Annotated in this window: 24 protein-coding genes; 15 read left to right on the top strand and 9 right to left on the bottom strand. The window is 59.0% G+C overall.

Features of this window, described 5'->3' with window-relative positions; translation table 11 throughout:
* Positions 1-250 precede the first annotated feature (250 nt).
* From ACTJJ7_RS14110 to ACTJJ7_RS14135, 6 genes are all read left to right on the top strand, one after another.
* Complete coding sequence (locus ACTJJ7_RS14110) at positions 251-1,585, top strand: DEAD/DEAH box helicase (RefSeq protein ID WP_105733104.1); 1,335 nt, start codon at positions 251-253, stop codon at positions 1,583-1,585.
* A 190-nt stretch (positions 1,586-1,775) separates the two neighbouring features.
* Entirely contained in the window at positions 1,776-2,810 is a 1,035-nt protein-coding gene (locus tag ACTJJ7_RS14115) for a cysteine synthase A (RefSeq protein ID WP_105732540.1), read from the top strand.
* Positions 2,810-3,556, top strand: coding sequence for an alanyl-tRNA editing protein (locus ACTJJ7_RS14120; protein WP_105732541.1), 747 nt, complete (start codon positions 2,810-2,812; stop codon positions 3,554-3,556). The genes ACTJJ7_RS14115 and ACTJJ7_RS14120 overlap by 1 nt, the downstream gene beginning before the upstream one ends.
* 2 nt (positions 3,557-3,558) lie before the next feature.
* Positions 3,559-4,416 (top strand): 3-mercaptopyruvate sulfurtransferase, encoded by an 858-nt coding sequence (gene sseA / locus ACTJJ7_RS14125; protein ID WP_440967582.1) that lies wholly within the window; start codon positions 3,559-3,561, stop codon positions 4,414-4,416.
* Positions 4,413-4,949, top strand: coding sequence for a GNAT family N-acetyltransferase (locus ACTJJ7_RS14130; protein ID WP_440967584.1), 537 nt, complete (start codon positions 4,413-4,415; stop codon positions 4,947-4,949). Before sseA ends, ACTJJ7_RS14130 begins: the two co-directional genes overlap by 4 nt.
* A gap of 82 nt (positions 4,950-5,031) precedes the next feature.
* Complete coding sequence (locus ACTJJ7_RS14135; protein ID WP_105732544.1) at positions 5,032-5,523, top strand: DUF1203 domain-containing protein; 492 nt, start codon at positions 5,032-5,034, stop codon at positions 5,521-5,523.
* Positions 5,524-5,581: 58 nt separating this feature from the next.
* Here the strand turns inward: ACTJJ7_RS14135 and ald are convergent, their stop codons facing one another.
* A complete protein-coding gene (gene ald, locus ACTJJ7_RS14140) occupies positions 5,582-6,697 on the bottom strand; it encodes an alanine dehydrogenase (RefSeq protein WP_105732545.1) in 1,116 nt (371 codons plus the stop codon).
* A 154-nt stretch (positions 6,698-6,851) separates the two neighbouring features.
* On the opposite strand from ald, the gene ACTJJ7_RS14145 reads away from it, so the two are divergent.
* Together ACTJJ7_RS14145 and ACTJJ7_RS14150 are read left to right on the top strand one after the other, a co-directional pair.
* Positions 6,852-7,340 (top strand): Lrp/AsnC family transcriptional regulator, encoded by a 489-nt coding sequence (locus tag ACTJJ7_RS14145; protein ID WP_105732546.1) that lies wholly within the window; start codon positions 6,852-6,854, stop codon positions 7,338-7,340.
* A 95-nt stretch (positions 7,341-7,435) separates the two neighbouring features.
* Positions 7,436-9,412 carry a bifunctional 2',3'-cyclic-nucleotide 2'-phosphodiesterase/3'-nucleotidase gene (locus ACTJJ7_RS14150; RefSeq protein ID WP_440967586.1) on the top strand — a complete coding sequence of 659 codons (1,977 nt, stop codon included), beginning with the start codon at positions 7,436-7,438 and terminating at the stop codon, positions 9,410-9,412.
* Here the strand turns inward: ACTJJ7_RS14150 and ACTJJ7_RS14155 are convergent.
* Positions 9,402-9,764: an MmcQ/YjbR family DNA-binding protein gene (locus ACTJJ7_RS14155; RefSeq protein ID WP_105732548.1), complete on the bottom strand. Its 363-nt coding sequence runs from the start codon at positions 9,762-9,764 to the stop codon at positions 9,402-9,404. The genes ACTJJ7_RS14150 and ACTJJ7_RS14155 overlap by 11 nt on opposite strands.
* A complete protein-coding gene (locus tag ACTJJ7_RS14160) occupies positions 9,761-11,023 on the bottom strand; it encodes a class I SAM-dependent methyltransferase (RefSeq protein ID WP_440967589.1) in 1,263 nt (420 codons plus the stop codon). Before ACTJJ7_RS14160 ends, ACTJJ7_RS14155 begins: the two co-directional genes overlap by 4 nt.
* Before the next feature lie 661 nt (positions 11,024-11,684).
* Between ACTJJ7_RS14160 and ACTJJ7_RS14165 the strand changes: the two genes are divergently transcribed.
* The 4 genes from ACTJJ7_RS14165 (at position 11,685) to ACTJJ7_RS14180 (ending at position 16,298) form a co-directional block, all read left to right on the top strand.
* On the top strand, positions 11,685-12,191 hold the full coding sequence (locus ACTJJ7_RS14165; protein WP_440967591.1) for a Csu type fimbrial protein: 507 nt from the start codon (positions 11,685-11,687) through the stop codon (positions 12,189-12,191).
* Between the two features lie 24 nt (positions 12,192-12,215).
* Positions 12,216-12,935 carry a fimbrial biogenesis chaperone gene (locus ACTJJ7_RS14170; RefSeq protein ID WP_440967593.1) on the top strand — a complete coding sequence of 240 codons (720 nt, stop codon included), beginning with the start codon at positions 12,216-12,218 and terminating at the stop codon, positions 12,933-12,935.
* 85 nt (positions 12,936-13,020) lie between these two features.
* A complete protein-coding gene (locus tag ACTJJ7_RS14175) occupies positions 13,021-15,333 on the top strand; it encodes a fimbria/pilus outer membrane usher protein (RefSeq protein WP_440967595.1) in 2,313 nt (770 codons plus the stop codon).
* Positions 15,330-16,298, top strand: a complete 969-nt coding sequence (locus tag ACTJJ7_RS14180) for a Csu type fimbrial protein (protein ID WP_130270492.1) — start codon at positions 15,330-15,332, stop codon at positions 16,296-16,298. Before ACTJJ7_RS14175 ends, ACTJJ7_RS14180 begins: the two co-directional genes overlap by 4 nt.
* Positions 16,299-16,607: 309 nt before the next feature.
* On the opposite strand, the gene ACTJJ7_RS14185 is transcribed toward ACTJJ7_RS14180, so the two are convergent.
* Positions 16,608-18,098: an NAD(P)H-hydrate dehydratase gene (locus ACTJJ7_RS14185; RefSeq protein WP_440967597.1), complete on the bottom strand. Its 1,491-nt coding sequence runs from the start codon at positions 18,096-18,098 to the stop codon at positions 16,608-16,610.
* 189 nt (positions 18,099-18,287) lie between these two features.
* Here ACTJJ7_RS14185 and ACTJJ7_RS14190 point away from each other — a divergent pair, with 189 nt between their 5' ends.
* Complete coding sequence (locus ACTJJ7_RS14190; protein WP_425350406.1) at positions 18,288-18,536, top strand: DUF2171 domain-containing protein; 249 nt, start codon at positions 18,288-18,290, stop codon at positions 18,534-18,536.
* Between the two features lie 32 nt (positions 18,537-18,568).
* On the opposite strand, the gene ACTJJ7_RS14195 is transcribed toward ACTJJ7_RS14190, so the two are convergent.
* On the bottom strand, positions 18,569-18,877 hold the full coding sequence (locus ACTJJ7_RS14195) for a DUF6665 family protein (RefSeq protein WP_105732555.1): 309 nt from the start codon (positions 18,875-18,877) through the stop codon (positions 18,569-18,571).
* A gap of 63 nt (positions 18,878-18,940) precedes the next feature.
* Complete coding sequence (locus ACTJJ7_RS14200; protein ID WP_440967600.1) at positions 18,941-19,195, bottom strand: hypothetical protein; 255 nt, start codon at positions 19,193-19,195, stop codon at positions 18,941-18,943.
* Between the two features lie 194 nt (positions 19,196-19,389).
* On the opposite strand from ACTJJ7_RS14200, the gene bla reads away from it, so the two are divergent.
* Positions 19,390-20,388 carry a class A beta-lactamase gene (gene bla, locus ACTJJ7_RS14205; RefSeq protein WP_440967602.1) on the top strand — a complete coding sequence of 333 codons (999 nt, stop codon included), beginning with the start codon at positions 19,390-19,392 and terminating at the stop codon, positions 20,386-20,388.
* 49 nt (positions 20,389-20,437) lie between these two features.
* Here bla and ACTJJ7_RS14210 read toward each other — a convergent pair whose 3' ends face one another.
* Both ACTJJ7_RS14210 and ACTJJ7_RS14215 read right to left on the bottom strand, forming a co-directional pair.
* Positions 20,438-20,803: a VOC family protein gene (locus ACTJJ7_RS14210; RefSeq protein WP_440967603.1), complete on the bottom strand. Its 366-nt coding sequence runs from the start codon at positions 20,801-20,803 to the stop codon at positions 20,438-20,440.
* Positions 20,804-20,832: 29 nt separating this feature from the next.
* A complete protein-coding gene (locus tag ACTJJ7_RS14215) occupies positions 20,833-21,672 on the bottom strand; it encodes an alpha/beta fold hydrolase (protein WP_440967604.1) in 840 nt (279 codons plus the stop codon).
* A gap of 188 nt (positions 21,673-21,860) precedes the next feature.
* On the opposite strand from ACTJJ7_RS14215, the gene ACTJJ7_RS14220 reads away from it, so the two are divergent.
* The gene (locus ACTJJ7_RS14220) at positions 21,861-22,517 is read left to right on the top strand and encodes a TetR/AcrR family transcriptional regulator (protein ID WP_440967606.1); all 657 of its coding nucleotides are present in this window, start codon (positions 21,861-21,863) and stop codon (positions 22,515-22,517) included.
* A 2-nt stretch (positions 22,518-22,519) separates the two neighbouring features.
* On the opposite strand, the gene ACTJJ7_RS14225 is transcribed toward ACTJJ7_RS14220, so the two are convergent.
* Positions 22,520-23,398: a LysR substrate-binding domain-containing protein gene (locus ACTJJ7_RS14225; protein ID WP_105732561.1), complete on the bottom strand. Its 879-nt coding sequence runs from the start codon at positions 23,396-23,398 to the stop codon at positions 22,520-22,522.
* Positions 23,399-23,449: the final 51 nt, after the last annotated feature.

Consider the following 23,449-nt stretch of genomic DNA (forward strand, 5'->3'; position numbering starts at 1 on the left):
GCTTGGACCGGACACTCCGGTCTTCCGATTGCGGACTTCGTGGCGTCTAAGACCTGCTGACACACTGTCACAGGCACGGCTGCGCAAGTCGCATAGAATCCTCAGGGTTCTCCGCGTCTCGTCGTTCATCCCGAATATGTTGCATGCAGGTTGCGCCCTGTGATGTGTTTATGGCCCGCGATCTCCCATCGCGTCTGGCCAATGAAAGAAGATTGAATTGGAAAATATTGAAAAAACCGGCTTTGCCGCCATGGGTCTGAATGCCATCCTGCTCAAAGCAGTCGAGGCAGCTGGAATGGCTACTCCCAAGCCCATCCAGGAACAGGCCATCCCGGCACAGCTCGCCGGTCAGGACATTCTCGGCATTGCCCAGACGGGCTCCGGCAAGACGGCGGCGTTCAGCCTGCCGATCCTGCAGAAGATTCTGACCATCGGCGACAAGCGCAAGGGCAAGACCGCCCGTGCGCTCATCCTCGCGCCAACCCGCGAACTGGCCGTGCAGATCGAAGAAACGGTCCGCAAGCTCTCCAAGGGCGCGCATATTTCGACCGCGCTCGTGCTCGGCGGCGTATCGCGCGCTGCGCAGATCAACAAGATGCAGGGCGGCGTTGATGTTCTCATCGCCACACCCGGCCGCCTGACCGATCTGGTGCGTGACAACCGCGTTGACCTGTCGGAAACGCGCTGGCTTGTGCTCGATGAAGCCGACCGCATGCTCGACATGGGCTTCATCAACGATGTGAAGCGCATTGCCAAGGGCACGCACAAGGACCGCCAGACGGCCCTTTTCTCCGCAACCATGCCGAAGGAAGTGGCGACGCTGGCTGAAAGCCTGCTGCGCAACCCGATCCGCGTGGAAGTGGCGCCGCAGGGCACAACCGCCGCCGAGATCAAGCAGGTCGTGCACATGATCCCGACCAAGCAGAAGAAGCAGGTCCTGTCGGCCATGCTGAAAGACGAAACGCTGTCTTCGGTCATCGTTTTCACCCGTACCAAGCATGGTGCCGATGCCGTCACCCGCGTTCTGGAGAAGGACGGCTATGATGTGGCTGCCATTCACGGCAACAAGTCGCAGAACGCCCGTCAGCGCGCGCTCAACGGCTTCAAGGACGGTTCGGTGCGTGTTCTCGTTGCCACCGACATTGCCGCACGCGGCATCGATGTTGTCGGCATCAGCCACGTGATCAATTTCGACCTGCCGGACGAGCCGGAAAGCTATGTGCACCGTATTGGCCGCACCGGCCGCAACGGCGCTTCGGGCAGCGCGATCACGCTCTATGATCCGGCCGAGGAAGCCTCCAAGTTCAAGGCCGTCGAACGGGTAACGCGCATGCGTCTTCCGGTTGCCGATTCGCCGGTTGACCTGTCCAGCCTGCCGGCACGCGTTGCCAGCAATGATCAGCGTCCGCCACGCCGCGAAGGCGGCAATGGCGCACCGGCCAAGAAGCCGCATCGCGGTCAGGCACCGGGCAAGCCACGCGAGCCGCGCGGCGAAAAGATCTGGAGCAACGATGGCGGCGCTCCGGCGCAGAAGCGTCCGATGCGCCGCAACAAGCGCAAGAGCTTCGGCGCCAAGGCTGCCTAAGCTTCGCTGCAGAGAATCGATCAGGCCGCCGGTACGACGTACCGGCGGCCTTTTTGTTGGCATCGGCTTGGCGTGATGCGGCAATGCCGGGAAATAAAGACCTGCATTTGCATGACTTTCTGCCATTCGGTGCTTGAATGGTGTGCTGCGGGCAAATAGGTTCAGGCCAAGCAGAATGAGGACTTGGCCCATGTTGAATTCAGTGATCGACGCCATCGGCAACACGCCGCTTATCCGCCTGAGCAAGGCATCGGCTTTGACCGAGTGCGATATTTACGGCAAGGCCGAATTTCTCAATCCCGGACAGTCGGTCAAGGACAGGGCGGCGCTCTATATCATCCGCGATGCGGAAAATCGCGGCCTGCTGCGCCCGGGCGGCGTCATCGTCGAGGGTACGGCGGGCAATACGGGCATCGGCCTGACCATGGTCGCCAAGAGCCTGGGCTACCGCACGGTTATCGTTATCCCGGAGACACAAAGCCAGGAAAAGAAGGATGCGCTGCGGCTGCTCGGGGCTGAACTGGTCGAGGTTCCCGCAGTTCCCTACAAGAACCCCGACAACTACGTGAAAGTATCCGGCCGTCTCGCTGAGCAGATGGCAAAGACCGAGCCGAACGGCGCGATCTGGGCCAACCAGTTCGACAATGTCGCCAATCGCCTGGCGCATGTGGAAACGACGGCGCCGGAAATCTGGCGCGATACCAATGGCAAGGTCGACGGCTTCATCTGCGCGGTCGGTTCCGGCGGAACGCTTGCGGGAACGGCGGCCGGACTCAAGGCACGCAACAAGGACGTCAAGATCGGTCTAGCCGATCCGCTGGGAGCGGCGCTTTATTCCTACTATACGACAGGCGAATTCAAGGCCGAAGGCAGTTCGATCACGGAAGGGATCGGGCAGGGCCGCGTGACCGCCAATCTGGAAGGTTTTACCCCCGATTTTTCCTATCAGATACATGATGCGGATGCGCTGGATGTGGTGTTCGATCTGGTGACGGAGGAGGGGCTTTGCCTGGGCGGCTCGTCCGGAATCAACATTGCCGGTGCTATCCGGCTGGCCCGCGACCTTGGTCCAGGCCATACCATCGTCACGATCCTCTGCGACTACGGCAACCGCTACCAGTCAAAAATGTTCAATCCTGAATTCCTGCGTTCCAAAGATCTGCCGGTACCGCGCTGGATGGAAGCGAAGACGCATATCTCTGTTCCATTTGAAGGCAATCACTGATGGCATACGACACGACGATACTCTTCCGCGACGATTCCTATCTGAAGGAAATCGAGGCCACTGTCCTCGCCATCAATGAACGCGGCGGCATTCTTACAGATCAGACGATTTTCTATGCCACGTCAGGCGGACAGCCTGGCGATACCGGCGTGTTCGTGCGGGCCGATGGCAGCACGATTGCCATCGCTGCGACCGTGACGGGCGAAAGCAAGGAAGAAATCATCCACGTGCCAGCGCCGGAACAGCCAGTGCCTGCCGCCGGTGAGAAGCTGCTTTTGCGCATCGACTGGGACCGCCGTTACAAGCTCATGCGCATGCATGCCGCCTGCCATCTGCTCAGCGTTGTCTGCCCGTTTCCCATCACCGGCGCGTCCGTTGCCGAGGATGACAGCCGCGTCGATTTCGACCTGCCGGATGCCGGCGTGACCAAGGAAAGCGTGACGGAAAAGCTGATGGAGCTGGTCAATGCCAACCATCCGATTTTCACCCGCTGGATCACCGATGACGAGCTTGCGGCCAATCCGGGCCTGATCAAGTCAAAGAATGTGCGCCCGCCGACGGGCACGGGGCGCATCCGCCTCGTCTGCATCGGCAAGGATGCGGCCATCGATTCGCAGCCCTGCGGCGGAACCCACGTGGCAACAACAGGTGAAGTCGGCGCGATCCATATCGGAAAAATAGAAAAGAAGGGCAAGGAAAACCGGCGGTTCCGTATCCGCTTTGGTGCCTTGCCGGAAGGAGAATGAGCATGGCGGACAAGAGCGCTTTTGTGGTTTCCCCGGACTGGTTGCAGGAGCGGCTGGGCCAGCCGGGCCTGAGCATTCTCGATGCGTCCTGGTATTTCCCGTTTCTCAACCGCGATGCGGAGGGTGAATACAAGGCTGCGCATATTCCCGGTGCGGTGTTCTTCGACCATGAAAAACTGTCCGATCCGGACTCGTCCCTGCCGCATACATTGCCGAAGCCTGAGGCTTTTGCCGCCGCGGTCAGCAGCATGGGCATCACCAACAGCGATACGATCGTTGTCTATGACGGTCCCGGCATGAACACATCGCCGCGCGTCTGGTGGATGCTGCGCGTCATGGGTGCAAAGAATGTCTTCGTCCTCGACGGCGGATTCGACAACTGGAAGAACGACGGCCGGCCGGTAACGAGCGAGGTCACGAAGATTGCGCCGTCAGCGTTCATCGCCGATTTTCAGGCGGACAAGGTGGCGAGCTTTGCCGACATGCGCGGGATTGTTGACACGGGATCACGCCAGATCGCCGATGCGCGGGCAGCGGGGCGCTTTGTCGGCAAGGACCCGGAGCCGCGCGCAGGACTTCGCTCCGGCCACATGCCGGGTGCGCGCAACGTGCCGTCCTCGACCTTGGCGGATAAAGGCTATCTGAAGAATCTCACCGATCTGCGGCAGGTTCTGGATGAAGCGGGCGTCGATCTTTCCCGTCCCCTTGTGACCAGTTGCGGCTCCGGCATCACGGCTGCCGTGATCACGCTGGCGCTTGAATCCCTCGGACACAGGAACAATATCCTCTACGACGGATCGTGGAGCGAGTGGGGTGCACACGCGGATACGCCTGTTGCAACCGGCGAAGCAGAGCAATGACCGAGACGCCGAAGCCCAAAATCCTGAAGACACGCGTGACCTTGCTGGAAATGACCAACCGGCCGGTCTATTCCATTCCGACGCCAGCCAGCTTCAAGCTGGCGATCATGTCGGCGAAGCGGATTTCTCTGCCGTTTTACCGCTTTCTCTACGAACAGGTCGGCAAGCCGCATCACTGGTTTGTACACCGCAATCTCAGCGATGAGGCATTGGCCGCCCTCATTCACCGGGATTCGGTCGAAATCCACGTGCTCTACGTGGATGGCTCGCCCGCCGGCTTTTTCGAACTGGTGCTCAACCAGGAGCCGGGTGTGGCCGAAATCCTTTACTTCGGTCTTGTGCCGGAATTTCAGGGGCGGGGCCTGGCGAAATTCTTCCTGAGCGAAGCGATCGCCACGGCGTGGATGAGCAGCCCGGCAAAGGTCATCATCGAGACCAATACGCTCGACAGTCCGCGTGCCCTGCAAATGTATCAGCGCATGGGGTTCAATCCCGTCGGCTTTGCTGATGCGGAAATCGAGGCCTGGTTGTAACTCCGATTGTCAGCGCGGCAGGAATCGGGTGGTTCGCTTGCCGGTTTGGGTGTTTGCTCTGGGTCAACGAAGGAGGTTCCCCATGAGCACGATCCGCTTTATTGCAATGCCGACGACACTGGCCCGCCATTACCAGGCGGGCGGTGCGGATGCGAATGGCCAGACGCCGGAGGTGCATGTTTCCGATGGCGACGGCACGCCGTGCCGCCACTGCCTGCAGAACGTGAAAGCCGGCGATAAATATCTCATCCTGTCACACCGGCCGTTCCCCGCGCCGCAACCCTATGCGGAAACAGGGCCGATTTTTCTGCATGCGGATGCATGTGAACGCTATGCGGAGACAGCTGATATGCCGGATATGTTCCGCAAGACCAGCGACTATATCCTGCGCGGTTATTCCCGTCAGGACCGGATCGTCTACGGCACCGGCGGCGTGATCCCTACCGGCACTATTCCGGCGCGGGCGGCTGAACTGCTGCAGCGCGACGACGTGGCCTATGTGCATATGCGGTCGGCAAGGAACAATTGCTTCCAGTGCCGGATTGAATGGCACGAAGCCGACTGGGTGGTCTGAACACCGCTCAAGAAAAAGCCCGGGCAAACCCGGGCTTTTCTTTTGCGCGATGTCGGCTTCAGGCAGCGAGGACGGCCTTGGCTTCCACCATTTCGAGGCCAAGCGCTTCGGCAACGGCCTGGTTGGTGATGCGGCCCTTGTGAACGTTCAGACCGTTGCGCAGATGCGGGTTGTCGACCAATGCCTTGACGCCGCGGTCCGCCAGCTGCAGGCCGTATTGCAGGGTGGCGTTGTTCAGCGCATGCGCCGAGGTGACGGGGACTGCGCCCGGCATGTTGGCCACGCAATAGTGGATGATGCCGTCGACTTCGTAGGTCGGGTCGGAATGCGTCGTGGCGTGGGATGTTTCGAAGCAGCCGCCCTGATCGATGGCGACGTCAACGATCACGGCGCCCTTCTTCATGCCGGACAGCATTTCGCGGGTGACCAGCTTGGGGGCCGCTGCGCCGGGAATGAGGACCGCGCCCACCACGATGTCGGCGGAGAAGACTTCTTCGTCAAGCGCTTCGATGGTGGAGTAGCGGGTGTGGATGCGGCCATGGAACAGATCGTCGAGCTGGCGCAGGCGCGGGATCGAACGATCGAGGATGGTCACATCGGCGCCGAGACCGGCTGCCATCTGTGCTGCATTGATGCCGACAACGCCGCCGCCGATGATGGTGACCTTGCCGGGCAGAACGCCGGGCACGCCGCCAAGCAGCACGCCGCGTCCGCCATTGGCCTTCTGCAGCGCGGTGGCACCCGCCTGAATGGCAAGACGTCCGGCCACTTCCGACATGGGCGCGAGCAGCGGCAGGCCACCGCGATCGTCGGTGACGGTCTCATAGGCGATGGCCGTGACGCCGGAAGCCAGCAGGCCTTTGGTCTGTTCCGGATCGGGAGCGAGGTGGAGATAGGTGTAGAGGAGCTGGCCTTCGCGCAGCTGCGCCCATTCGGACGGCTGGGGCTCCTTTACTTTCACAATCATGTCCGATTGCTGAAAGACTTCTTCGGCGGTTTTGACGATCTTGGCGCCAGCCGCCTGATAGGCTCCATCGTCGGCGCCTATTCCTGCTCCAGCTCCGGACTGGATAATGACCGTATGGCCGTGGGCGATGTATTCGCGTACGGCCCCCGGAGTGAGACCGACGCGATATTCATGGTTTTTGATTTCTTTCGGGCAGCCTACACGCATTTGCGCCTCCTCTAGAGTAAGTTCAAAGTTCCCGGTTGAGGTGCGTATGACATCATGAATCGCTTCGCATGTCCTTGCTAAGCAATATCGACGGCATGCAATTTTTCGAATATTCTTGCGCCAAATTGGTTCTTTGTCGAAGAAAGATCGAACAATGTCGCTGGACAGGATTGATATCGCTATCCTTGATTGCCTGCAAAAAGACGGCCGCATGTCGAATGCAACTTTGGCGGAAAAGGTCGGGCTGTCCCAGTCCGCCTGTTCGCGCCGGTTGGACATTCTGGAGAAGACAGGTGTCATCCGCGGCTATCACGCGCGTCTTTCCAACAAGATGCTCGGTCATCCGGTTACGGTTATCGTCAATATATCCCTCTCGGGCCAGGCCGACAAACAATTGCGCGAATTCGAAGCGGCCGTGCGCCGCTGCCCCAATGTGCTGGTCTGCTACCTCATGTCGGGCGAATATGACTATCTCCTGCGCATTGCGGCCAAGGATCTCGAGGATTACGAACGCATCCACAAGTTCTGGCTTTCGGCGATGCCGCATGTCACCAAGATCAATTCATCCTTCGCCTTGCGCGAGGTGGCGGACCGCACCGGTCTTGGTGTCGAGACTGCGCTCATCGAAATTGCCGGAGGCTGATTGCTGGCGGCGATCGGCCGTGACAAACTCATCATAATTCGGTGATCCTCGCCGGCTAAAAAGCCGCTCACAATCCCTTGCCCTGGAGCCTCGTCATGCAAGAATCGTCCACCGCTCTCACCCGCCGTTCCTTTCTGGCAAGCACGGCCGCAGCCGGGGCCGTGGCAATCCTTCACCCGTTCTCGGCCTTTGCAACGGCTTCGCAGGCGCATCTGCGCATCGTGGCAACCACCGATCTGCATGTGAATGTCTACCCCTACGACTATTACGCCGACAAGGCGAACGACACGATGGGTCTGGCCCGCACGGCATCGATCATCGCAAAAATCCGCGCCGAATCGACCAATTCGATTGTCGTCGACAATGGCGACTTCCTGCAGGGCAATCCGATGGGCGATTATATCGCCTACGAAAAGGGCATGAAGGCTGGCGACGTCCATCCGATCATCAAGGCGATGAATACGATCGGTTATGAAGTGGGGACGCTCGGCAATCACGAATTCAATTACGGTCTCGATTACATGGGCAAGGTTCTGGCGGGTGCCGGATATCCCTATGTCTGCGCCAATCTGGTCAAGGGCGAACTGGCGGCAACACCCACCGACGATCCGCTCTACATGAAGCCTTACCTGATCAAGCAGTACGTGATTGCCGACGGAACCGGGCAGAAACTGCCTGTGAAAGTCGGGTTTATCGGCTTTGTCCCGCCGCAGATTACGCTGTGGGACGCGCAGAACCTCAAGGGCAAGGTCGTGACGCGCGATATCGTCGAGGCCGCCAAGGCCTGGGTGCCGAAGATGAAGGCCGAGGGCGCCGATATCATCGTTGCGCTGTCGCATTCAGGCATTGCTGCGGGGCAGAGCAGCGGCATGGAAAATGCCTCGCTCTATGTGGCGGGCGTTGACGGCATCGATGCCGTCGTCACCGGACACCAGCATCTGGTCTTCCCCGATCCGAAGGATTTTGCCGGTATTGAGGGTGTCGACGTCAAGAAGGGGACACTGCAGGGCAAGCCTGCCGTCATGGCCGGTTTCTGGGGCTCGCATATGGGTCTGATCGACCTTCTGCTTGAGCGCGACGGCGACAAATGGAAGGTGGCCGATTTCACCACCGAGGCGCGCCCGATCTACGAACGTGTGGAAAAGGCGGTCAAGCCGCTGGTCGAGAGCCGTCCCGATGTGCTGGAAGCGGCAAAGGCGGACCATGAGGCAACGCTCGCCTATGTCCGCCGCCCGGTCGGCAAGACGTCCGCACCGCTTTATTCCTATTTTGCCCTGGTTGCCGATGATCCGTCGGTGCAGATCGTGTCCAACGCGCAGACCTGGTACATCAAGGAGATGCTGAAGGACACGCAGTGGAAGGATTGGCCCGTGCTATCAGCCGCAGCCCCCTTCAAGGCCGGCGGCCGCGGCGGTGCCGATTACTATACGGATGTTCCGGCCGGGGATATCGCCATCAAGAATGTTTCCGATCTCTACCTCTATCCCAACACCGTGCGTGCGGTTGCCATCACCGGGGCGGATGTGAAGGAATGGCTGGAAATGTCGTCCGGCATTTTCAAGACCATCGAGCCTGAAAAGCCGGACCAGCCGCTGATCGACACCAGTTTCCCTTCTTACAATTTCGACGTCATCGACGGCGTCTCCTATCAGATCGACCTGTCGCAACCGGCGAAATATGGCGCGAAGGGCGAGCTTGCCCATGCGCAGAGCAATCGCATCGTCAACCTGACCTTTGATGGAAAGCCGATTGATCCGGCGCAGAAATTTGTCGTGGTGACGAATAACTACCGGGCAGGGGGTGGCGGCAATTTCCCCGGCATCAATGAGGGCAAGGTCATCTTCGTTGCGCCCGACACCAATCGCGACGTGATCGTGCGCTACATCATCGACCAGAAGACCATCAATCCGTCGGCGGATGACAATTGGAAATTCGCCCCGGTAAAGGGCGCGTCGGTGGTGTTCGAATCCGGTCCGAAGGGCAAGAATTTCCTCGCCGATGTGAAAGCGGTGAAAATCGAGGAAGCAGGCGACGGTGAAAACGGTTTCACCCGCTACCGCATCAAGCTTTAGGTTCGACGAGCTTTTTGAGCTTGGCTGGTGCCTTGGCCAGCCAGGCAAGCCTGATGCGGTGCGCAAGTTCCGCATCGGAGATGGTATCGAGATGGATCAGAATATAGGGCCAGCCCTTGTAATGATCGGTCTCGAAATAGATGTTCGGCGCGCTTTCCATCAGGAGCGGCTTTTCTTCCAGCGGGCAATGAATGGCGAATGTGTCCGCATCCCGAAGCCGCCCCAGAAACGCACTCCTGGCCTTCAGCGACGGCGTGCCGTGGTGCGTGCCCTGGGTCAATTCCGGCAGGTGCAACGCATCCGCAAGCGCCCAGATGCGCTCGAAAACCTCATTGAGCGATATCTCTGTCATGACCTGTAAAATACCTGCCGCACGTCGATATATTCCGACCTGAAGCCCGCTTCGCAATAAAAGAGGTAAAACTCCCATAGTTTTTTGAAGCGGACATCGAAACCCAGATGTTTCAGCTTGTCCCATGAGCCCCAGAAGCGCGCGCGCCATTCGGCTAGCGTGCGGGCATAATCCTGCGGAAAAATGGTTTCGCGATAGAGGTTGAGGCCGAAATCCTTGCCAAGGGTCTTCAACCGGGCCGGTGTCGGCAGCATGCCGCCGGGGAACACATAGCGCTGGATGAAGTCGGGACGCTTGCGATAGCGTTCGAACGAGTCTTCGTTAATCGTAATGATCTGCATGCCGGCGCTGCCGCCGGGAGCAAGGCATTCCTTCACCTTGCCGAAAAAGACCGGCCAGTATTTTTCGCCGACGGCTTCAAACATTTCAATCGAGGCGACGTGGTCATATTTGCCGGTCTCGTCGCGATAATCCTGGAACTTGATTTCAACCCTGTCGGAAAGGCCGGCCTTGCGCATCCGTTCCGTCGCAAAGTCGAACTGTTCGCGGCTGATGGTCAGGCCCGTGACACGGGCGCCGATCTCACGCGCCGCAAACTCGGCAAAACCTCCCCAGCCGCAGCCGATCTCGAGCACCTTGCTGTCCCTGGTAATACCAATATTGCGGGCAAGGGCGCGATACTTTGCGGTCTGTCCGCTCTCCAGGTCATTGGCGCCTTCGGCAAACAATGCGGAGGAATAGGTCATCGTCGGGTCCAGCCATTCGCGATAGAAGGCGTTGCCGAGATCGTAGTGGGCCGAGATATTCTTGCGGGAGCGCGACCGCGTGTTCTCGTTGAACCAGTGGCGCAATCTCTGCACGGTATTGGCAAACCAGCTCGCGCCGCCGGCAATGCGTTCGCCGATCTGCTGGTTGACCACAAACAGCTCCAGGAAAGTGGTTACATCCGGGCTTTCCCAGTCGCCGTCCATGTAGGATTCCGCCACGCCGATCGTTCCGGCGGAAAAGGCCCGCTGCGGTAAATTCCAGTTGTGCAGCACCAAGGCGGCATCGGGGCCGGAGGCTTTGCCCCCCACCTTGAACACCTGTTGGTCGGGGGTTGTGATGGTCAATGTGCCGCGGGGGAGGTGCGCTGCCGCTCTTAGGGCGGCCTGCACCTTCAAAGGCAGGCCTTTGAGCGCTGCGCCAACATTTTCCGGTGTCAGCCATTTCAGCTGTGCCAGAGCGTCGGATGTCGTGGGTATTCCTTGCTGTGCCATGTGCCCGGTCTTTCATAGGTCCGGCGCGATCTTTGCCGCCAAAAAACAAATGTTCAAGAGCAATTCATCATGGTGCGGTGCAGTGCTGCCATTCGCCGGCAAAACAAAGCTTCATGCTGACACACCGTGTCGCCGCGGATGGATCATTTCGCTTGATGCCATGGAAGGGCAGGCGCGAGATGCACAACGCCCGTATCAATCCTGAGTATCGAAAGTAAATTACCGAGTAATTCTGATTCGCTCTATGTCTCTTCCAATACAAATAACAAGCGATGCTCAATTACAACGATGGTGCAGGAAATGAAGAAATTATGACGCTTATATTGCGATGAATGCTCTGTACATTTGTAGCATGTAATATTCATAAGAAATTATTTTGATATTAAAATAAAATAGGGAAAATTGTAATATTCAGTTTTATCAACGAATAAACACGATACTTTGATGTAGAATTTAAGAATGTTATTCAAAGAGGATATGTCGCTTTCTGTATAGTAGTACAAATTGCGACAGAAGACGGGAGATTTTATGTAATGTTTTCGATTGTTCGATAAGTTCTTTTAAAGATATAAGACTTAAGTATTATGCAGTGAAGAACTACTGGGTCATTTATAGTCAATCAGAGGCGGTTGCCTGCGGCAAGCAGCCTTGGGGAGGATGAATGAGTTTCGGCTATTCGCTACGCAGTTTTACAACAGTGGGGCTGGCCGCTCTGCTTGGCTTTTCCAGTCCGGCGCTGGCCGCAACGGCCAGCGGCAGTTTCACAGTCCAGATCACCATTCAAGCATCCTGCACCGTGGTGAGCACGGCGCCGCTGACCTTCGCCGCCGTGGGTGTGATCACGGCAAACGAAGATGCGTCCACGACGCTTTCCGTTCAGTGCACCAACACGACCCCCTATAATATAGGGTTGAACGCCGGATTGGGCATTGGTGCAACCGTGGCTTCGCGCAAGATGACGGGGCCGGCCGGTGCGCTTGTGAACTATACCCTTTATTCCGATTCAAACCGGACCACCGTGTGGGGGCAGACCGTCAACACCGATACGGTTTCGCAAGTGGGTAACGGCGCCGCGCAACCCTATACGGTATACGGGCGGGTTCCCGCCCAGAACACACCGGCGCCCGGTGCCTACACCGATACGATCACGGTGACAGTCACCTATTGAGGATAAGATACAAAGGAGAACAGGATGCGATCCATGCTCAAAGGCATTGGAGCGGTGGGGCTCTTTATGCTGTTTTGCGGCAGCGCCACGGCAGCTTCGCTGCGTGTGGCCCCGACAAATCTGGAAATGATTGCACCGGGAAGCGCGGCCGTCCTGACGCTGACAAACGAGGCGAAGCGGCCGATCAACGTGCAGATCCGTGTTTTTCGCTGGACTCAGACAAATGGTGTCGAGCAGCTCGAACCGACGAACGATGTGGTTGTCAGTCCGCCATCAACGGCTTTGACCGGCAACAAGGATTATCTCGTTCGGGTTATCCGGGTGAGCAAAAAGCCGGTGACGCGGGAAGAAAGCTACCGGGTCATCGTGGATGAATTGCCCGATCCAGCCCGCCGGAAGTCCGGTACGGTGACGCTGGTCGTGCGCTATTCCATTCCGGTGTTCTTCAAGGGCCCCGATGCATCGGCGCCCAAGGTGGCATGGGCGATCAAGCGCTCCGGCAACGGACTTGTCCTTGCCGCCCGCAACAATGGCGATACGCGATTGCGCCTCTCCGAGCTGCAATTGACGCAAAGCGGCCGCGAAATTGCAACGCGAAAGGGATTGATTGGCTACGTCCTGGGCGGAGCTTCCATGGAATGGCCCGTTGGCAGCGGCAAGTCCCTGTCATCCGGTTCCGTGTCCATGAAAGCTCAAAGCGATTCTGGACCGCTTGATGTCAACGTTGCGGTCAGCGGCCGCTAGCCTTGTTGTGGCACTCTGCATAGGCCCGTGCACGCTTACCTCTGGACGGGCCCAGGAACCCAATGCTCAAGACGTGGAGCAGACCGTGCCACAGCCCGGTATCTCCCAGGATCTCTATCTCGAGGTCTTCATCAATGATGAGCCGACCGGATTGGTCGCTGCCTTCCGCCAAAGGGAGGATGGAGGCTTGTCGGCAAGTCCGCAGGAATTGGCGGATGTGGGACTGAAGCCGGTGTCCGATGCGAAGGACAAGGATGGCTCGATCCGGGTCGACCGTCTGCCGAATGTTCAGTACCGCATTGATGCGGAAAACCAGCGGCTTTACGTCACCACGAACGACACTGCCCGCGCGGCCAGGGTGGTCGATCTCAATCCAAAATCCGACGAGGACCGCCCCAAGCCCCAATCCAGCTATGGCGCTGTTCTGAATTATTCGCTCTTTGCCAGCAGCAACAATCTGTTCAAGGGCAGTACAAAGCCGTTTCAGGGTATTTCCGGCGGGTTTGATGCCCGCTTTTTCAGCCCGTTCGGCACGCTGACCCAATCCTTCACATCAAGTGCGAGCGATACGGATTTTCAGGGGTTCAAGCGCCTCAACACGACCTATACCTACTCCGACACGGAACGGCTGATCACCTATCGTGCCGGTGATTTCATTTCCGGCGGTTTGCAGTGGACGCGGCCGGTTTATCTGGGCGGCCTTCAGGTACAGCGCAATTTTCACCTGCGTTCGGATCTGGTTACCATCCCCATACCGGTCATATCGGGTTCCGCTGCGGTGCCTTCGACGCTTGAAGTCTACACCCAGAATGTCAGGACCTATAGCGGTACGGTACCGTCGGGTCCGTTTCAGGTGACGAATTTTCCGGTGTTTACCGGTTCGGGACAAGCGCAGGTGGTGGTGCGCGATACGCTTGGCCGCGAGACGAAGACCACCTTGCCGTTCTATTCATCCAATTTGCTGCTGCAGAAGGGACTGCTGGATTTTTCCGCCGAAGTGGGTTTTCCGCGGCGGGATTTCGGCACGGCGTCCAACGATTATGCCGGCGATGCGATGGGGTTTGCCACGGCACGATACGGTGTTGCCGACTGGCTGACCCTGGAAGGACATTTTGAAGGTGGGGCCAACCTGCTCAATGGCGGCGTCGGCGTGGCTTTCCCCATCGGCGGCTACGGCGTCAGTTCGCTGGCGGTGGCCGGCAGCAGTCATGACGGAGACACGGGCTTTCTTGTCAACGGCTCGGTGGAACTCAGCTATCACGGCTATACGGTTTTCGCTCGGATGCAGCAGGCATTCGGCAATTACGACGATGTCGCTTCGGTTTCAGCCGATACACGGCAGCTGTCGGTTTTCGATCCGACGGGCGTGACGGTGTTCAGCCCCCGCGTTCCGCGTTCGCTGGCCCAGGTCACCGTGTCGGCACCAGGGCCGTTTGACCGGTCCAATCTCAATCTGTCCTTCACGCAGATTGAATCGGCCAATGGTGACAGGAACCGCATCGTCGGGGCCTCCTATACCCAGTCGATTTTCAAGAACAGCTCGTTCTATGCAACCGCCTTCACCGATCTGGAAAATAGTGACAGTTTTGGCATCTTTGCCGGACTGACGATCCCGTTCGACAACAACATCACGGTTTCAACCGGTGTGGAACAGTCCGCAGACGGCGTCTCCGGCGTTGTCGACGTCGCCAAATCGGAACAGCTCGAAGAGGGCAGCTACGGTTGGCGGTTGAGGACACGCGAAGGCAACAATCCCGACCGCCTGGCCTCCGCGAGCTATCGCGGACGGTATGCACGGGTGCAGGGGGATGTCGAGCAGTTCGCGGGCAATACCCGCGCCAGCCTCCAGCTCGATGGCGCTCTTGCCGTGGCGGCTGGCGGCGTGTTTGCCACGAACCGCATCAACGATGCTTTTGCCGTTGTCGATGTCGGCGCACCGGATGTCGAGGTCCTGTCGGAAAACCGGCCGGTCGGCAAGACCAATCGCAGCGGCAAGATCCTGGTGCCGGATCTGAACTCCTATGAGCCCAACACGGTGGCCATCGATCCCAAGAACCTGCCGGTCGATGCCAGTATCGGATCGACGCGTAACATCATCGTGCCCGCCGACCGCAGCGGCGTGGTGGTGGATTTTCACGTCAGCAAGACGTCGGCCACGGCCGTTGTCGATCTGGTCGATAGCAGCGGCAAGCCGCTCGAAGCCGGGCTGCGCGGGCATCTGGACGGCTCGCCGGACGAATTTGTCATCGGTTATGACGGCGAGGCCTTCATCGACAAGCTGCAGGCGCAGAACAGCATCAGCGTCGATCTTCTGGACGGACGCAGTTGCAAGGCGCAGTTTTCCTACCGGCCGCAACCGGGAACGCAGGTCAAGATAGGCAAGGTGGTGTGCTCATGAGAAATTGGTGGATTTATCTCGCCTGCTTCCTCGGTCTTCTGCTTCTGCCAAGCTTTGCTTTTGCTCAGGCGTGCCAGTTTACCGTTCCCAACATGGTATTTTCGGGGAGCACGGTTCCCGGAGCTGCCATCAACACCACGACGCCGGTGACGGCCGATTGCCAGGGATTGCTCGGGCTTGGCCGAAAAGTGCTGGTGTGTCCGGATCTGAATGAGGGCAGCGGCGGCGCCACCGCCGGCGCACGCAAAATGCTCAACGGCACGAGTTCTCTCAACTATCAGCTGTTTCAGGATGCGGCCCGCTCAATCGTCTGGGGGTCCATCACCTGGCCCTATGCAGCGCGCGCGCCGGGGTTTCTGGTCGAATTCACCACGATTCTCGGGCCCATTCTTGGCGGAGGTTCGAACACCATCACGCTTTATGGCCAAATACTCCCCGGTCAGCAGGGTACGCCGCAAGGACCCTATCTCTCGACATTTGGAGGCGCCAACGCCACATTTCATTTTCGTTATGATGATGGTGCCGGATGTTCCGTATTGAATGGCGCCTTTACCGGAACGGCATCGTTCACGGTTCAGTTCACCCAGGCCAATGATTGCGTGGTCACCGCCCAGAACATCGATTTCGGTCCCCGGGGGATATTGAGTGCCAATGTGGATAGTGCAGGGCAGGTGAATATCACCTGTACGCCAGCGGTGTCCTATAATGTTGCGCTCGGACTGGGCGGGACGGGCACCGGCCCAACAGCCCGCAAGATGACCAAAGGCGGTGAATCCATCACCTACGGCCTTTATCAGGATGTAAATCGGACCGTGCCGTGGGGAAATACAGCACCGACCAATACGGTTGCGGGTAAGGGCGACGGAACGGCGCAACCTATCCCTGTCTATGGCCGGGTTCCGCCGCAGGCCACGCCATCGCCGGGTGTCTACAGCGATACGATCATCGTGACGGTTACGTATTAAATCGCGGCCTCATCGGTGATCGATGCTGCAGAAAAGCAGAAATTGGTTCTGAAAAAGCAAAAGGCCGGGAGCTACCCGACCTTCCTAAACTTGCCTCAACACCAGTGCCAGTACATCCGTGGTCAAAAATGGAAACAAGCTATTCGCTACATGAGAAGCAATACCCTGACATTGCGACAGAATAATGACGCTCATAAAATAAGGAAGCGCGTACGCAGTACAAAATCGCGCTTGAACTGAAGGTGCCCCATCAAGGTAAAGACAGGGTTAACTCACGCCGAAAATTTCAAAAACGGCGCGATTGGCCTGTCAGAAACGATGCAAGTGGCCGATCGCTTTTGCGGCAGCTGCGGGAAGGTCCTCGGCAATCAGGCCGTAACCAAGGTCGCCGGCCGCTGCGGCGTGGATATAAACCGCGGCACAGGCGGCCTCGAAGGGGGGCATGCCCTGTGCCATCAGGCCTGCCGTTACACCTGAAAGAACATCACCCGATCCGGCAGTTGCCAGGAGCGGGGTGCCGTTGCCGTTGATCAGGGCCCGTCCGTCCGGCGCCGCGATGACGGTATCGGCGCCTTTGTAGATAATGACGGCATGCGCCTGTTTGGCGGCGGCGCGGGCGCGTTCGAGCTTTGACAGTGTATTCCCGTCGCTTATCGCCGGGAACAGTCTCCTGAATTCTCCTTCGTGCGGCGTCAGCACGAGCCGGGTTTCCGGGGTGCCGCGTGCCGAGGCGAAAAGCGCATCGCCATTGCCTTCAAAGGATGTGATGGCGTCGGCATCCAAGACGAGATGGAGCTTCTCCTTGAGCAGCAGAAGGGCAATGTCACATGTGCGGGCGCCTATGCCGAAACCGGGGCCGAGCACCACGGCAGACGGCTGGCGCTTGCTCAGGAATGCGCGCAACTCACGGTCGGTTTCGCAGCGCCTAAGCATGATCGACGTTAGATGCGCTGCATTGACGGCAAGCGATTCGGCCGGAGAGAGCAGGGTGACGGCACCCGCGCCACTGCGCGCAGCGGCCATGGCTGACAGCCGGGAGGCGCCCGTCGATGTCGCGCCGCCGGAAAATACGGCAACGTGGCCGCGCGTGTATTTATGCGTTTCGACGCCGGGAGAGGGCAGCAGCGCACGCCAGTAATCCGGTGTGTTCTCGAAACAAGTGGGCTTGATCAGGGAAAGGACGTCGTCCCGGATGCCGATATCGGCGACGATAATTGTGCCGCACAGGCCGCGTCCCGGATAAAGCAAATGGGCCGGTTTCTTGCGAAAGAACGTAATGGTGCAATCGGCGTTAAAGACCGTGCCAAGCGGCATGCCCGTTGCCCCGTCAAGGCCGGAGGGCACGTCGATGGCGATACGCGTGACAGCAGCCGCATTGCTCCGTTCAACGGCTGCGGCGGCCTTGCCAGCCAATGGCTTGTTCAATCCTGCGCCGAACAGCGCATCGATGACCACGCTGCAGGCCGCAGGTTTGAAGCCTGAGAGCGCGGCTGGTTTCACGCTGCAGTCGCGCCGGGCGATAGCCGCATCGGAATGAGCCCGCGGCTTGTCATCAGCCCATACGTGAACGTTCACGCCGCTTTCAGCCAAAAGGCTGGCAACGACATAGCCATCTCCCCCATTGTTGCCCGGACCGCACAGAACGTGGAAGTCCGGCGCATCGCCATGGCAGTCCAGAACGTGACGCGCGACCGCATAGCCCGCCCGCAGCATCAGCCGGTAGCCGTCAATCGATCCCCCGGCAATGGTCAGCCGGTCAGCCTCGCCCATTTCCGCGGGGGTAAGAATTTCATCTGCCATTTCAAACGGTGCTTTCCCGAACTGGTCTTTTCAGAGAAATGGTAGGGGGCTGCCGGGCAGGACACAAGCGGCAATTCCAGCACGCGACGGGATGCGGTGACCGGTGAGCGGTGATCGATAATTTCTTGTCCACCGATGCATCCAAAGCCTGCTTCATGCGTTTCCCCTTGGCAAACATTGGAGAAGATCATGCCTGCAACACGCATCAAGGAACATATGGAAGTCATCGGCGCCGATGGCGTTCACGTCGGGACAGTCGATCATGTGGACGGTGCCCGCATCAAGCTGACGAAAAAGGATAGCGGTGAGGGCAGCCACAGGGGCCATCACCATTATATCTCGACGGCACTGGTTGCCGAGATCGAAGGCAACAAGGTGAGGCTATCGGCAAATGCCGATGTGGCCGTCATGTTTGAAGAAGAATCCTCCGGCAAATAGGAAACGCCGTTTCCGGTAGCCGGTTTTGAGGATCAGCTCGCGCCGAGCCGTATCAGCACGGCGCGCGGGATGTTGTAATCCAGAATAGCGGCATCGTGATTCCTTAGGCCGCAGAGTTCACGCTGGATAAAATAGGCGTGGACGGCCCGTGCCGCAGCCTTCAGCCGCATGTCCCGTTCCGGCATGGCGGCAGCGGCCAGTTGTGCCAGCGTCTGTTCGACCTTCGCGCCAGCCCGGCCCAGCGATGCCGCCATTTCACCCATCATTTCATACTCGAGGGCGCTGGGCGCCCTGCCTTGACTAAGATGGGATGTCAGGTTTTGCGGCGGGCGAAGGGACATGGCTGTACATCCGTTTTGCTTGCTTGTTCTGAAATTTCAGCACAGGAAACCGGCGCAGACAAGTCATTTGGCTGCTTGTGCCGACCGCAGCAGATATTTGCCCTGGCTATAGGCGGCTATCCCGGCGGATGCCGTCACGCCGACAAGGATGTCGTAAAAGGTCTGGGGTATGCTTGCTGGCTGCAGCCATGTGAAAATGAGCCAGCTGATCCAGAACGGGTCGATGCGCAGATAGTCGTGGCCCACCCATATCCACATGGCCGCCGCGACAAGACAGGCGCCCAATACCACCAGACCATATCCCGATACTGTCCGCATGCTGTTCCCCGCCGTAGCCGCCGTTGATGTTAAGCGCGCCGCCGCTGGTGGTGCAAGGATGATGCTTGTCATATCGGTAAGGTGGCAGCAACGCTGGTGTAATCTTCATTCGATATGAAGCATGGATGGCCTTTCCAAAGGAGCGCTTTGGGCAATATCTTTTGGTGAAGAGCGCCTAACAGGGATATCTGATCATGAAATCAGCTGGTTTTCTCGTCGCCGTTGTCTGGCTCTTCGGCATGCCAGCCGTTTCGCATGCGGGTGCGATTGCCGATCCGGCGGCGCTCAAGCAACGCCTGGAAGCGCTGGTTCAAGGCAAGGACGGGCGTGTCGGCATTTGCGCGCAGGACCAGAAAGGCACGGCGGTCTGCGTCCGGGGCGAGGAGCGCTTTTCGCTGCAGAGTGTGGTCAAGCTGATTGCGGGCGCTGCAGTGTTCGATGCCGCAGACCGGGGGCTTACGGATCTCAAGGAACCGATTGTTGTCAAATCGGAGAACCTGAGCCTGTCGGTCCAGCCTCTGGCCAAGATCGTTGAAAGGGAAGGTGTCTTTCGAACGAATGCCGATGACCTTGTGCGCCGCGCCATTGTCGACAGTGACAGCGCGGCGGTGGATATTCTGATCGAACGGCTCGGCGGTCCGGCCAAGGTCGATCAGTTTGCCGAGGGGAAAGGCATATTGGGCATTCGGGTTGATCGCGACGAACGGCATTTGCAGACCGAAACCGTGGGCCTGCGCTGGAAACCGGATTATGTCGATGCGAAAGTGCTGCAAAAAGCGATGAAGGCGGTTCCTGAGGCCGAGCGGGATGCGGCGTTTGAGGCTTATCAGAAAGATCCGCGCGACACCGCAACCCCGCGGGCAATGACCGAATTCCTCGCCGCCCTGATGAATGGAAAACTTCTGTCCACGGGGTCGACACAGAAGCTTCTGGCCATCATGGCCGAGACGGTGACATTTCCCGACCGGCTGCGCGCCGGGACTGGCGAGGGCTGGGCCGTTGCCCACAAGACTGGCACGAGCCGGACATGGAAAGGTGTCAATGTGGCCACGAACGATGTGGGGATTCTGACCGCGCCGGATGGCGGAAAAATCGCCGTTGCCGTGTTTGTCGCCGATTCCCGCGAAACGCCGACACAGCGTTCGGCCATTATCGCGGGTGCGGCGCAGGCGGTGACGGAAGCCTACCGCTGACGTATGGCGCCTGCCGTGGTGTGCTGCTTCCTGGTTTGGCCCGCCGTGTTCAGCGGCTGCTGATCACCATGCGGTTGCCTTCGCTGTCCCTGAATTCGGCAACGGTGCGACCGGGATCGTAGGGTGCTGGCTGGGGCGCGGTGATGATTTCAATCCCCCTTGAGCGGAGCGCCGCTGCAATGCCGGCCACATCGTCATCCACCAGAACCATGACCGGTTGGGCGGATGGTGTATCGTCCGGGCGCCTGACGAAATGCAGCGCCGTTTCCGCGCCGGCAAACCTGAGTTCGATCCACCGCCATCCATCCGGACTCATGGGAACATCGGCAGCAACCTCGCAGCCGAAATTGTCCATGTAGAACCGCTTGGCCCGGTCCTGATCGGACACCGGCAGCTCGGCAAATTGTATATGCATGTCAGTTCTCCTGAAGTGACCGGCGCCGGTCAGCCCTGTGCAAAGGCCTGGTGCAGAATCTTGGCGAAGTTTTCGGCATGCTGGCGGTAACCGCTGTGATCGCCGGGAAAATGCAGCGGTTCGGTGCCGAGTTTTTCGGCCAAAGCCACGCCCGTTCGATGGGCGATCTGCCCGGCAGTGTCTGCCCCGACGCCGATCACGATGCGGGGGCTGCCTGCACGCAGCGCATCGACATCCGGCTGATACTGCGAGAGCGGCATCAGCCCATGAGCAAGGAAGTAGTCGACATTGCCAATGATCCGCTCGAATGTCTCGAGGGCTTCCGGCGGGGGAGGCGATTGCGGAGCTTCTTCCGCACCATCTTCATCCAGTCCCGCCATGGCCATGAATTTCTGCATTGCGGCCTCCGCACCCTCCTTGTGATAGGTGTTGTAAATGGCTTGGTTGCCGGCCAGTTCTTCCGACGGGTCGGGAAGGAGCATGAGGCATGGCGGCTCATGCGCCACCAATGTATGCACCAGTGCGGGATGACGCGCCGCCAGGTTGAGCCCGATCTGTGCGCCTCCGCTGCTGCCCAGGACAAAGGCCGGGCCATTGCCCAGCGTTTCGATCAGCCGGGCGGCGTCGTTGCCGTGGGTGTCGAGATTCTGGTCGTCCGGCTGGCCATCAAGGGTGCTGCGTGAATTGCCGCGCGGATCATAGGCCACCACCGTGTACCGGTCAGCAAGATGGGCGGACAGTTCGGCAAAAATCCCGGCATCGGTGGGGCCGCCGGGGATCAGCAGCACAAGCGGCCCTGATCCCTTGGTCTCATAGTAAATGCTCGCGCCGGGCACTTTCACGGCACCGGTTTTACTGGGGAAGGTCATGGTGCAACTCCTGTTCGATGAAGCAGTGAGCGATCGGCAGGCGGATGGCCTTTGCCTGTGAAGGCGCTGTGGATCAGCCTGCGGATACCCTTGAATCAAACTAGACTGTCCAGTACTATATGTCAATGTCAGCCGCTCGCTCCGGTCGGGAATCATGGTAGGCTGAGGAATTGCAGGCAATCGGTTTTATGACGAGAATGACTTCATCAAATCCATCAATGGCCGCCGGGCTGAACCGTTCCGAGCGCAAGCACAAGGCAATCCTCGACGCGGCCACGCAGGTGTTTCTCAGAAATGGCTATCTGGGCACCAACATGGACGATATTGCCGCGCTGTCGGCGGTTTCAAAGCAAACGGTATACAAGCATTTCGAGAGCAAGGAGGCGCTGTTCATCGAAATCGTGACCAGCATGGTCAGTGTTGCCGGCGATACGGTGCATGAGAGAATCCCCCAATTCAGGGGAAGCGAGGACCTTGCCGCCTATCTTCTCAACTATGGCTATCAGCAGTTGAGCGTGGTGCTGACGCCGCAGCTCATGCAGTTGCGGCGCCTTGTGATCGGCGAGGTCAGCCGGTTCCCCGAACTGGCCGAGGTGCTCTATGAGCGTGGTCCCAAACGCGCGATGGCATCGCTTGCCGCGACATTCACCCATCTTGCCGGACAGGGTCTGCTTGTCATCGACGACGCTTCCGTCGCCGCATCGCACTTCAACTGGCTCGTCATGGCCGAACCGGTCAACCGGGTGATGCTGTTGGGGGACATCGCCATTCCCAAGCCGGAAGAACTGCATCGTCACGCCAGGGAAGGCGTGCGGGTGTTTCTCGCCGCTTACGGCAAGAACTGAGATCAGGCGCCCGCCTGTTCGAGTATCCAGTCGCGGAACAGCCGCAGTTTGGGCGAAAGCTGTCTGCCGTCGGGGTAAACGAGATGGTAGTCCCATCCGGTCGAGGCGCAGGTGTCGAACAGTTGCACAAGCCTGCCTGAATCGATTTCCGTCTTGAACAAGGCCGCCGAGACAAGTGCAACGCCGCCGCCTGAAAGTGCGAGATTGGCGATGATCTGCTGCGTATCGATGTCGAAACCGGGTTTGGTCATCACCAGCGGCCCTTCCACACCGGCCTGACGAAACCAGAGCGGCCACCAGTCATCATCAGGAGTGATGAGGTGGTATTTGAGCAGGTCGGCCGGCTTTTGCGGGCGGCCGTGTTTCTCAAGATATGCGGGGCTGGCAAGCGGCGTAAAGCCGCCGGGAAGCAGCAGATGCGACTTCAGGCCGGGCCAGCGTCCTTGCCCCATACGCACGCCGCAATCGATGCCTTCGGCGGCAAAATCCACCAGGCGCGACGTGATGTCGAACCGCACGGAAATATCGGGAAACCGGGTCTGGAAATCGACAATGCGCGAGGTCAGCCAGTTGCTGGCGAAGGTGTGCATGGTGGAGACGACCAGAACGGAATTTTGTTTGTCGCGGATGGCGCGGAACGTTTCGCTCAGTTCAGCCAGGGAACGGCGGATGACGGGCGCAACCAATTCGCCCTTGTCCGTCAGAGCGACCCCGCGGGCGCGCCGGTGAAACAGCGGGGCGCCCGCGAACTCCTCCAGCAGCTTGATCTGATAGCTCACCGCCGACTGGGTCATGTTCAGCTCTTCCGCAGCCTTGGTGAAGTTCTGCAGGCGGGCAACGGAGTCGAAGACGCGGATGGCGGGCAATGGCAGGGAGGACATGATCTATCCATTAAACGGCTTGATGGCTTGTACCGTATTTTACGTTGGTTC

Origin of the sequence: Phyllobacterium sp. 22229 (assembly GCF_052056495.1) — a bacterium.
Classification (GTDB): Bacteria; Pseudomonadota; Alphaproteobacteria; order Rhizobiales; family Rhizobiaceae; genus Phyllobacterium; species Phyllobacterium myrsinacearum.

What these genes read in the sequence shown, in the direction of transcription:
- ACTJJ7_RS14225 (WP_105732561.1), bottom strand. Translation starts at nt 23,398, where the DNA reads ATGTCCTCCCTGCCATTGCCCGCCATCCGCGTCTTCGACTCCGTTGCC.
- ACTJJ7_RS14120 (WP_105732541.1), top strand. Translation starts at nt 2,810, where the DNA reads ATGGCATACGACACGACGATACTCTTCCGCGACGATTCCTATCTGAAG.
- ACTJJ7_RS14190 (WP_425350406.1), top strand. Translation starts at nt 18,288, where the DNA reads ATGCCTGCAACACGCATCAAGGAACATATGGAAGTCATCGGCGCCGAT.
- ACTJJ7_RS14135 (WP_105732544.1), top strand. Translation starts at nt 5,032, where the DNA reads ATGAGCACGATCCGCTTTATTGCAATGCCGACGACACTGGCCCGCCAT.
- ACTJJ7_RS14110 (WP_105733104.1), top strand. Translation starts at nt 251, where the DNA reads ATGGGTCTGAATGCCATCCTGCTCAAAGCAGTCGAGGCAGCTGGAATG.
- ACTJJ7_RS14185 (WP_440967597.1), bottom strand. Translation starts at nt 18,098, where the DNA reads ATGGCAGATGAAATTCTTACCCCCGCGGAAATGGGCGAGGCTGACCGG.
- ACTJJ7_RS14220 (WP_440967606.1), top strand. Translation starts at nt 21,861, where the DNA reads ATGACGAGAATGACTTCATCAAATCCATCAATGGCCGCCGGGCTGAAC.
- ACTJJ7_RS14155 (WP_105732548.1), bottom strand. Translation starts at nt 9,764, where the DNA reads ATGACAGAGATATCGCTCAATGAGGTTTTCGAGCGCATCTGGGCGCTT.
- ACTJJ7_RS14115 (WP_105732540.1), top strand. Translation starts at nt 1,776, where the DNA reads ATGTTGAATTCAGTGATCGACGCCATCGGCAACACGCCGCTTATCCGC.
- ACTJJ7_RS14165 (WP_440967591.1), top strand. Translation starts at nt 11,685, where the DNA reads ATGAGTTTCGGCTATTCGCTACGCAGTTTTACAACAGTGGGGCTGGCC.
- ACTJJ7_RS14180 (WP_130270492.1), top strand. Translation starts at nt 15,330, where the DNA reads ATGAGAAATTGGTGGATTTATCTCGCCTGCTTCCTCGGTCTTCTGCTT.
- bla (WP_440967602.1), top strand. Translation starts at nt 19,390, where the DNA reads ATGAAATCAGCTGGTTTTCTCGTCGCCGTTGTCTGGCTCTTCGGCATG.
- sseA (WP_440967582.1), top strand. Translation starts at nt 3,559, where the DNA reads ATGGCGGACAAGAGCGCTTTTGTGGTTTCCCCGGACTGGTTGCAGGAG.
- ACTJJ7_RS14200 (WP_440967600.1), bottom strand. Translation starts at nt 19,195, where the DNA reads ATGCGGACAGTATCGGGATATGGTCTGGTGGTATTGGGCGCCTGTCTT.
- ACTJJ7_RS14195 (WP_105732555.1), bottom strand. Translation starts at nt 18,877, where the DNA reads ATGTCCCTTCGCCCGCCGCAAAACCTGACATCCCATCTTAGTCAAGGC.
- ACTJJ7_RS14150 (WP_440967586.1), top strand. Translation starts at nt 7,436, where the DNA reads ATGCAAGAATCGTCCACCGCTCTCACCCGCCGTTCCTTTCTGGCAAGC.
- ACTJJ7_RS14160 (WP_440967589.1), bottom strand. Translation starts at nt 11,023, where the DNA reads ATGGCACAGCAAGGAATACCCACGACATCCGACGCTCTGGCACAGCTG.
- ACTJJ7_RS14130 (WP_440967584.1), top strand. Translation starts at nt 4,413, where the DNA reads ATGACCGAGACGCCGAAGCCCAAAATCCTGAAGACACGCGTGACCTTG.
- ACTJJ7_RS14210 (WP_440967603.1), bottom strand. Translation starts at nt 20,803, where the DNA reads ATGCATATACAATTTGCCGAGCTGCCGGTGTCCGATCAGGACCGGGCC.
- ACTJJ7_RS14170 (WP_440967593.1), top strand. Translation starts at nt 12,216, where the DNA reads ATGCGATCCATGCTCAAAGGCATTGGAGCGGTGGGGCTCTTTATGCTG.
- ACTJJ7_RS14145 (WP_105732546.1), top strand. Translation starts at nt 6,852, where the DNA reads ATGTCGCTGGACAGGATTGATATCGCTATCCTTGATTGCCTGCAAAAA.
- ACTJJ7_RS14215 (WP_440967604.1), bottom strand. Translation starts at nt 21,672, where the DNA reads ATGACCTTCCCCAGTAAAACCGGTGCCGTGAAAGTGCCCGGCGCGAGC.
- ald (WP_105732545.1), bottom strand. Translation starts at nt 6,697, where the DNA reads ATGCGTGTAGGCTGCCCGAAAGAAATCAAAAACCATGAATATCGCGTC.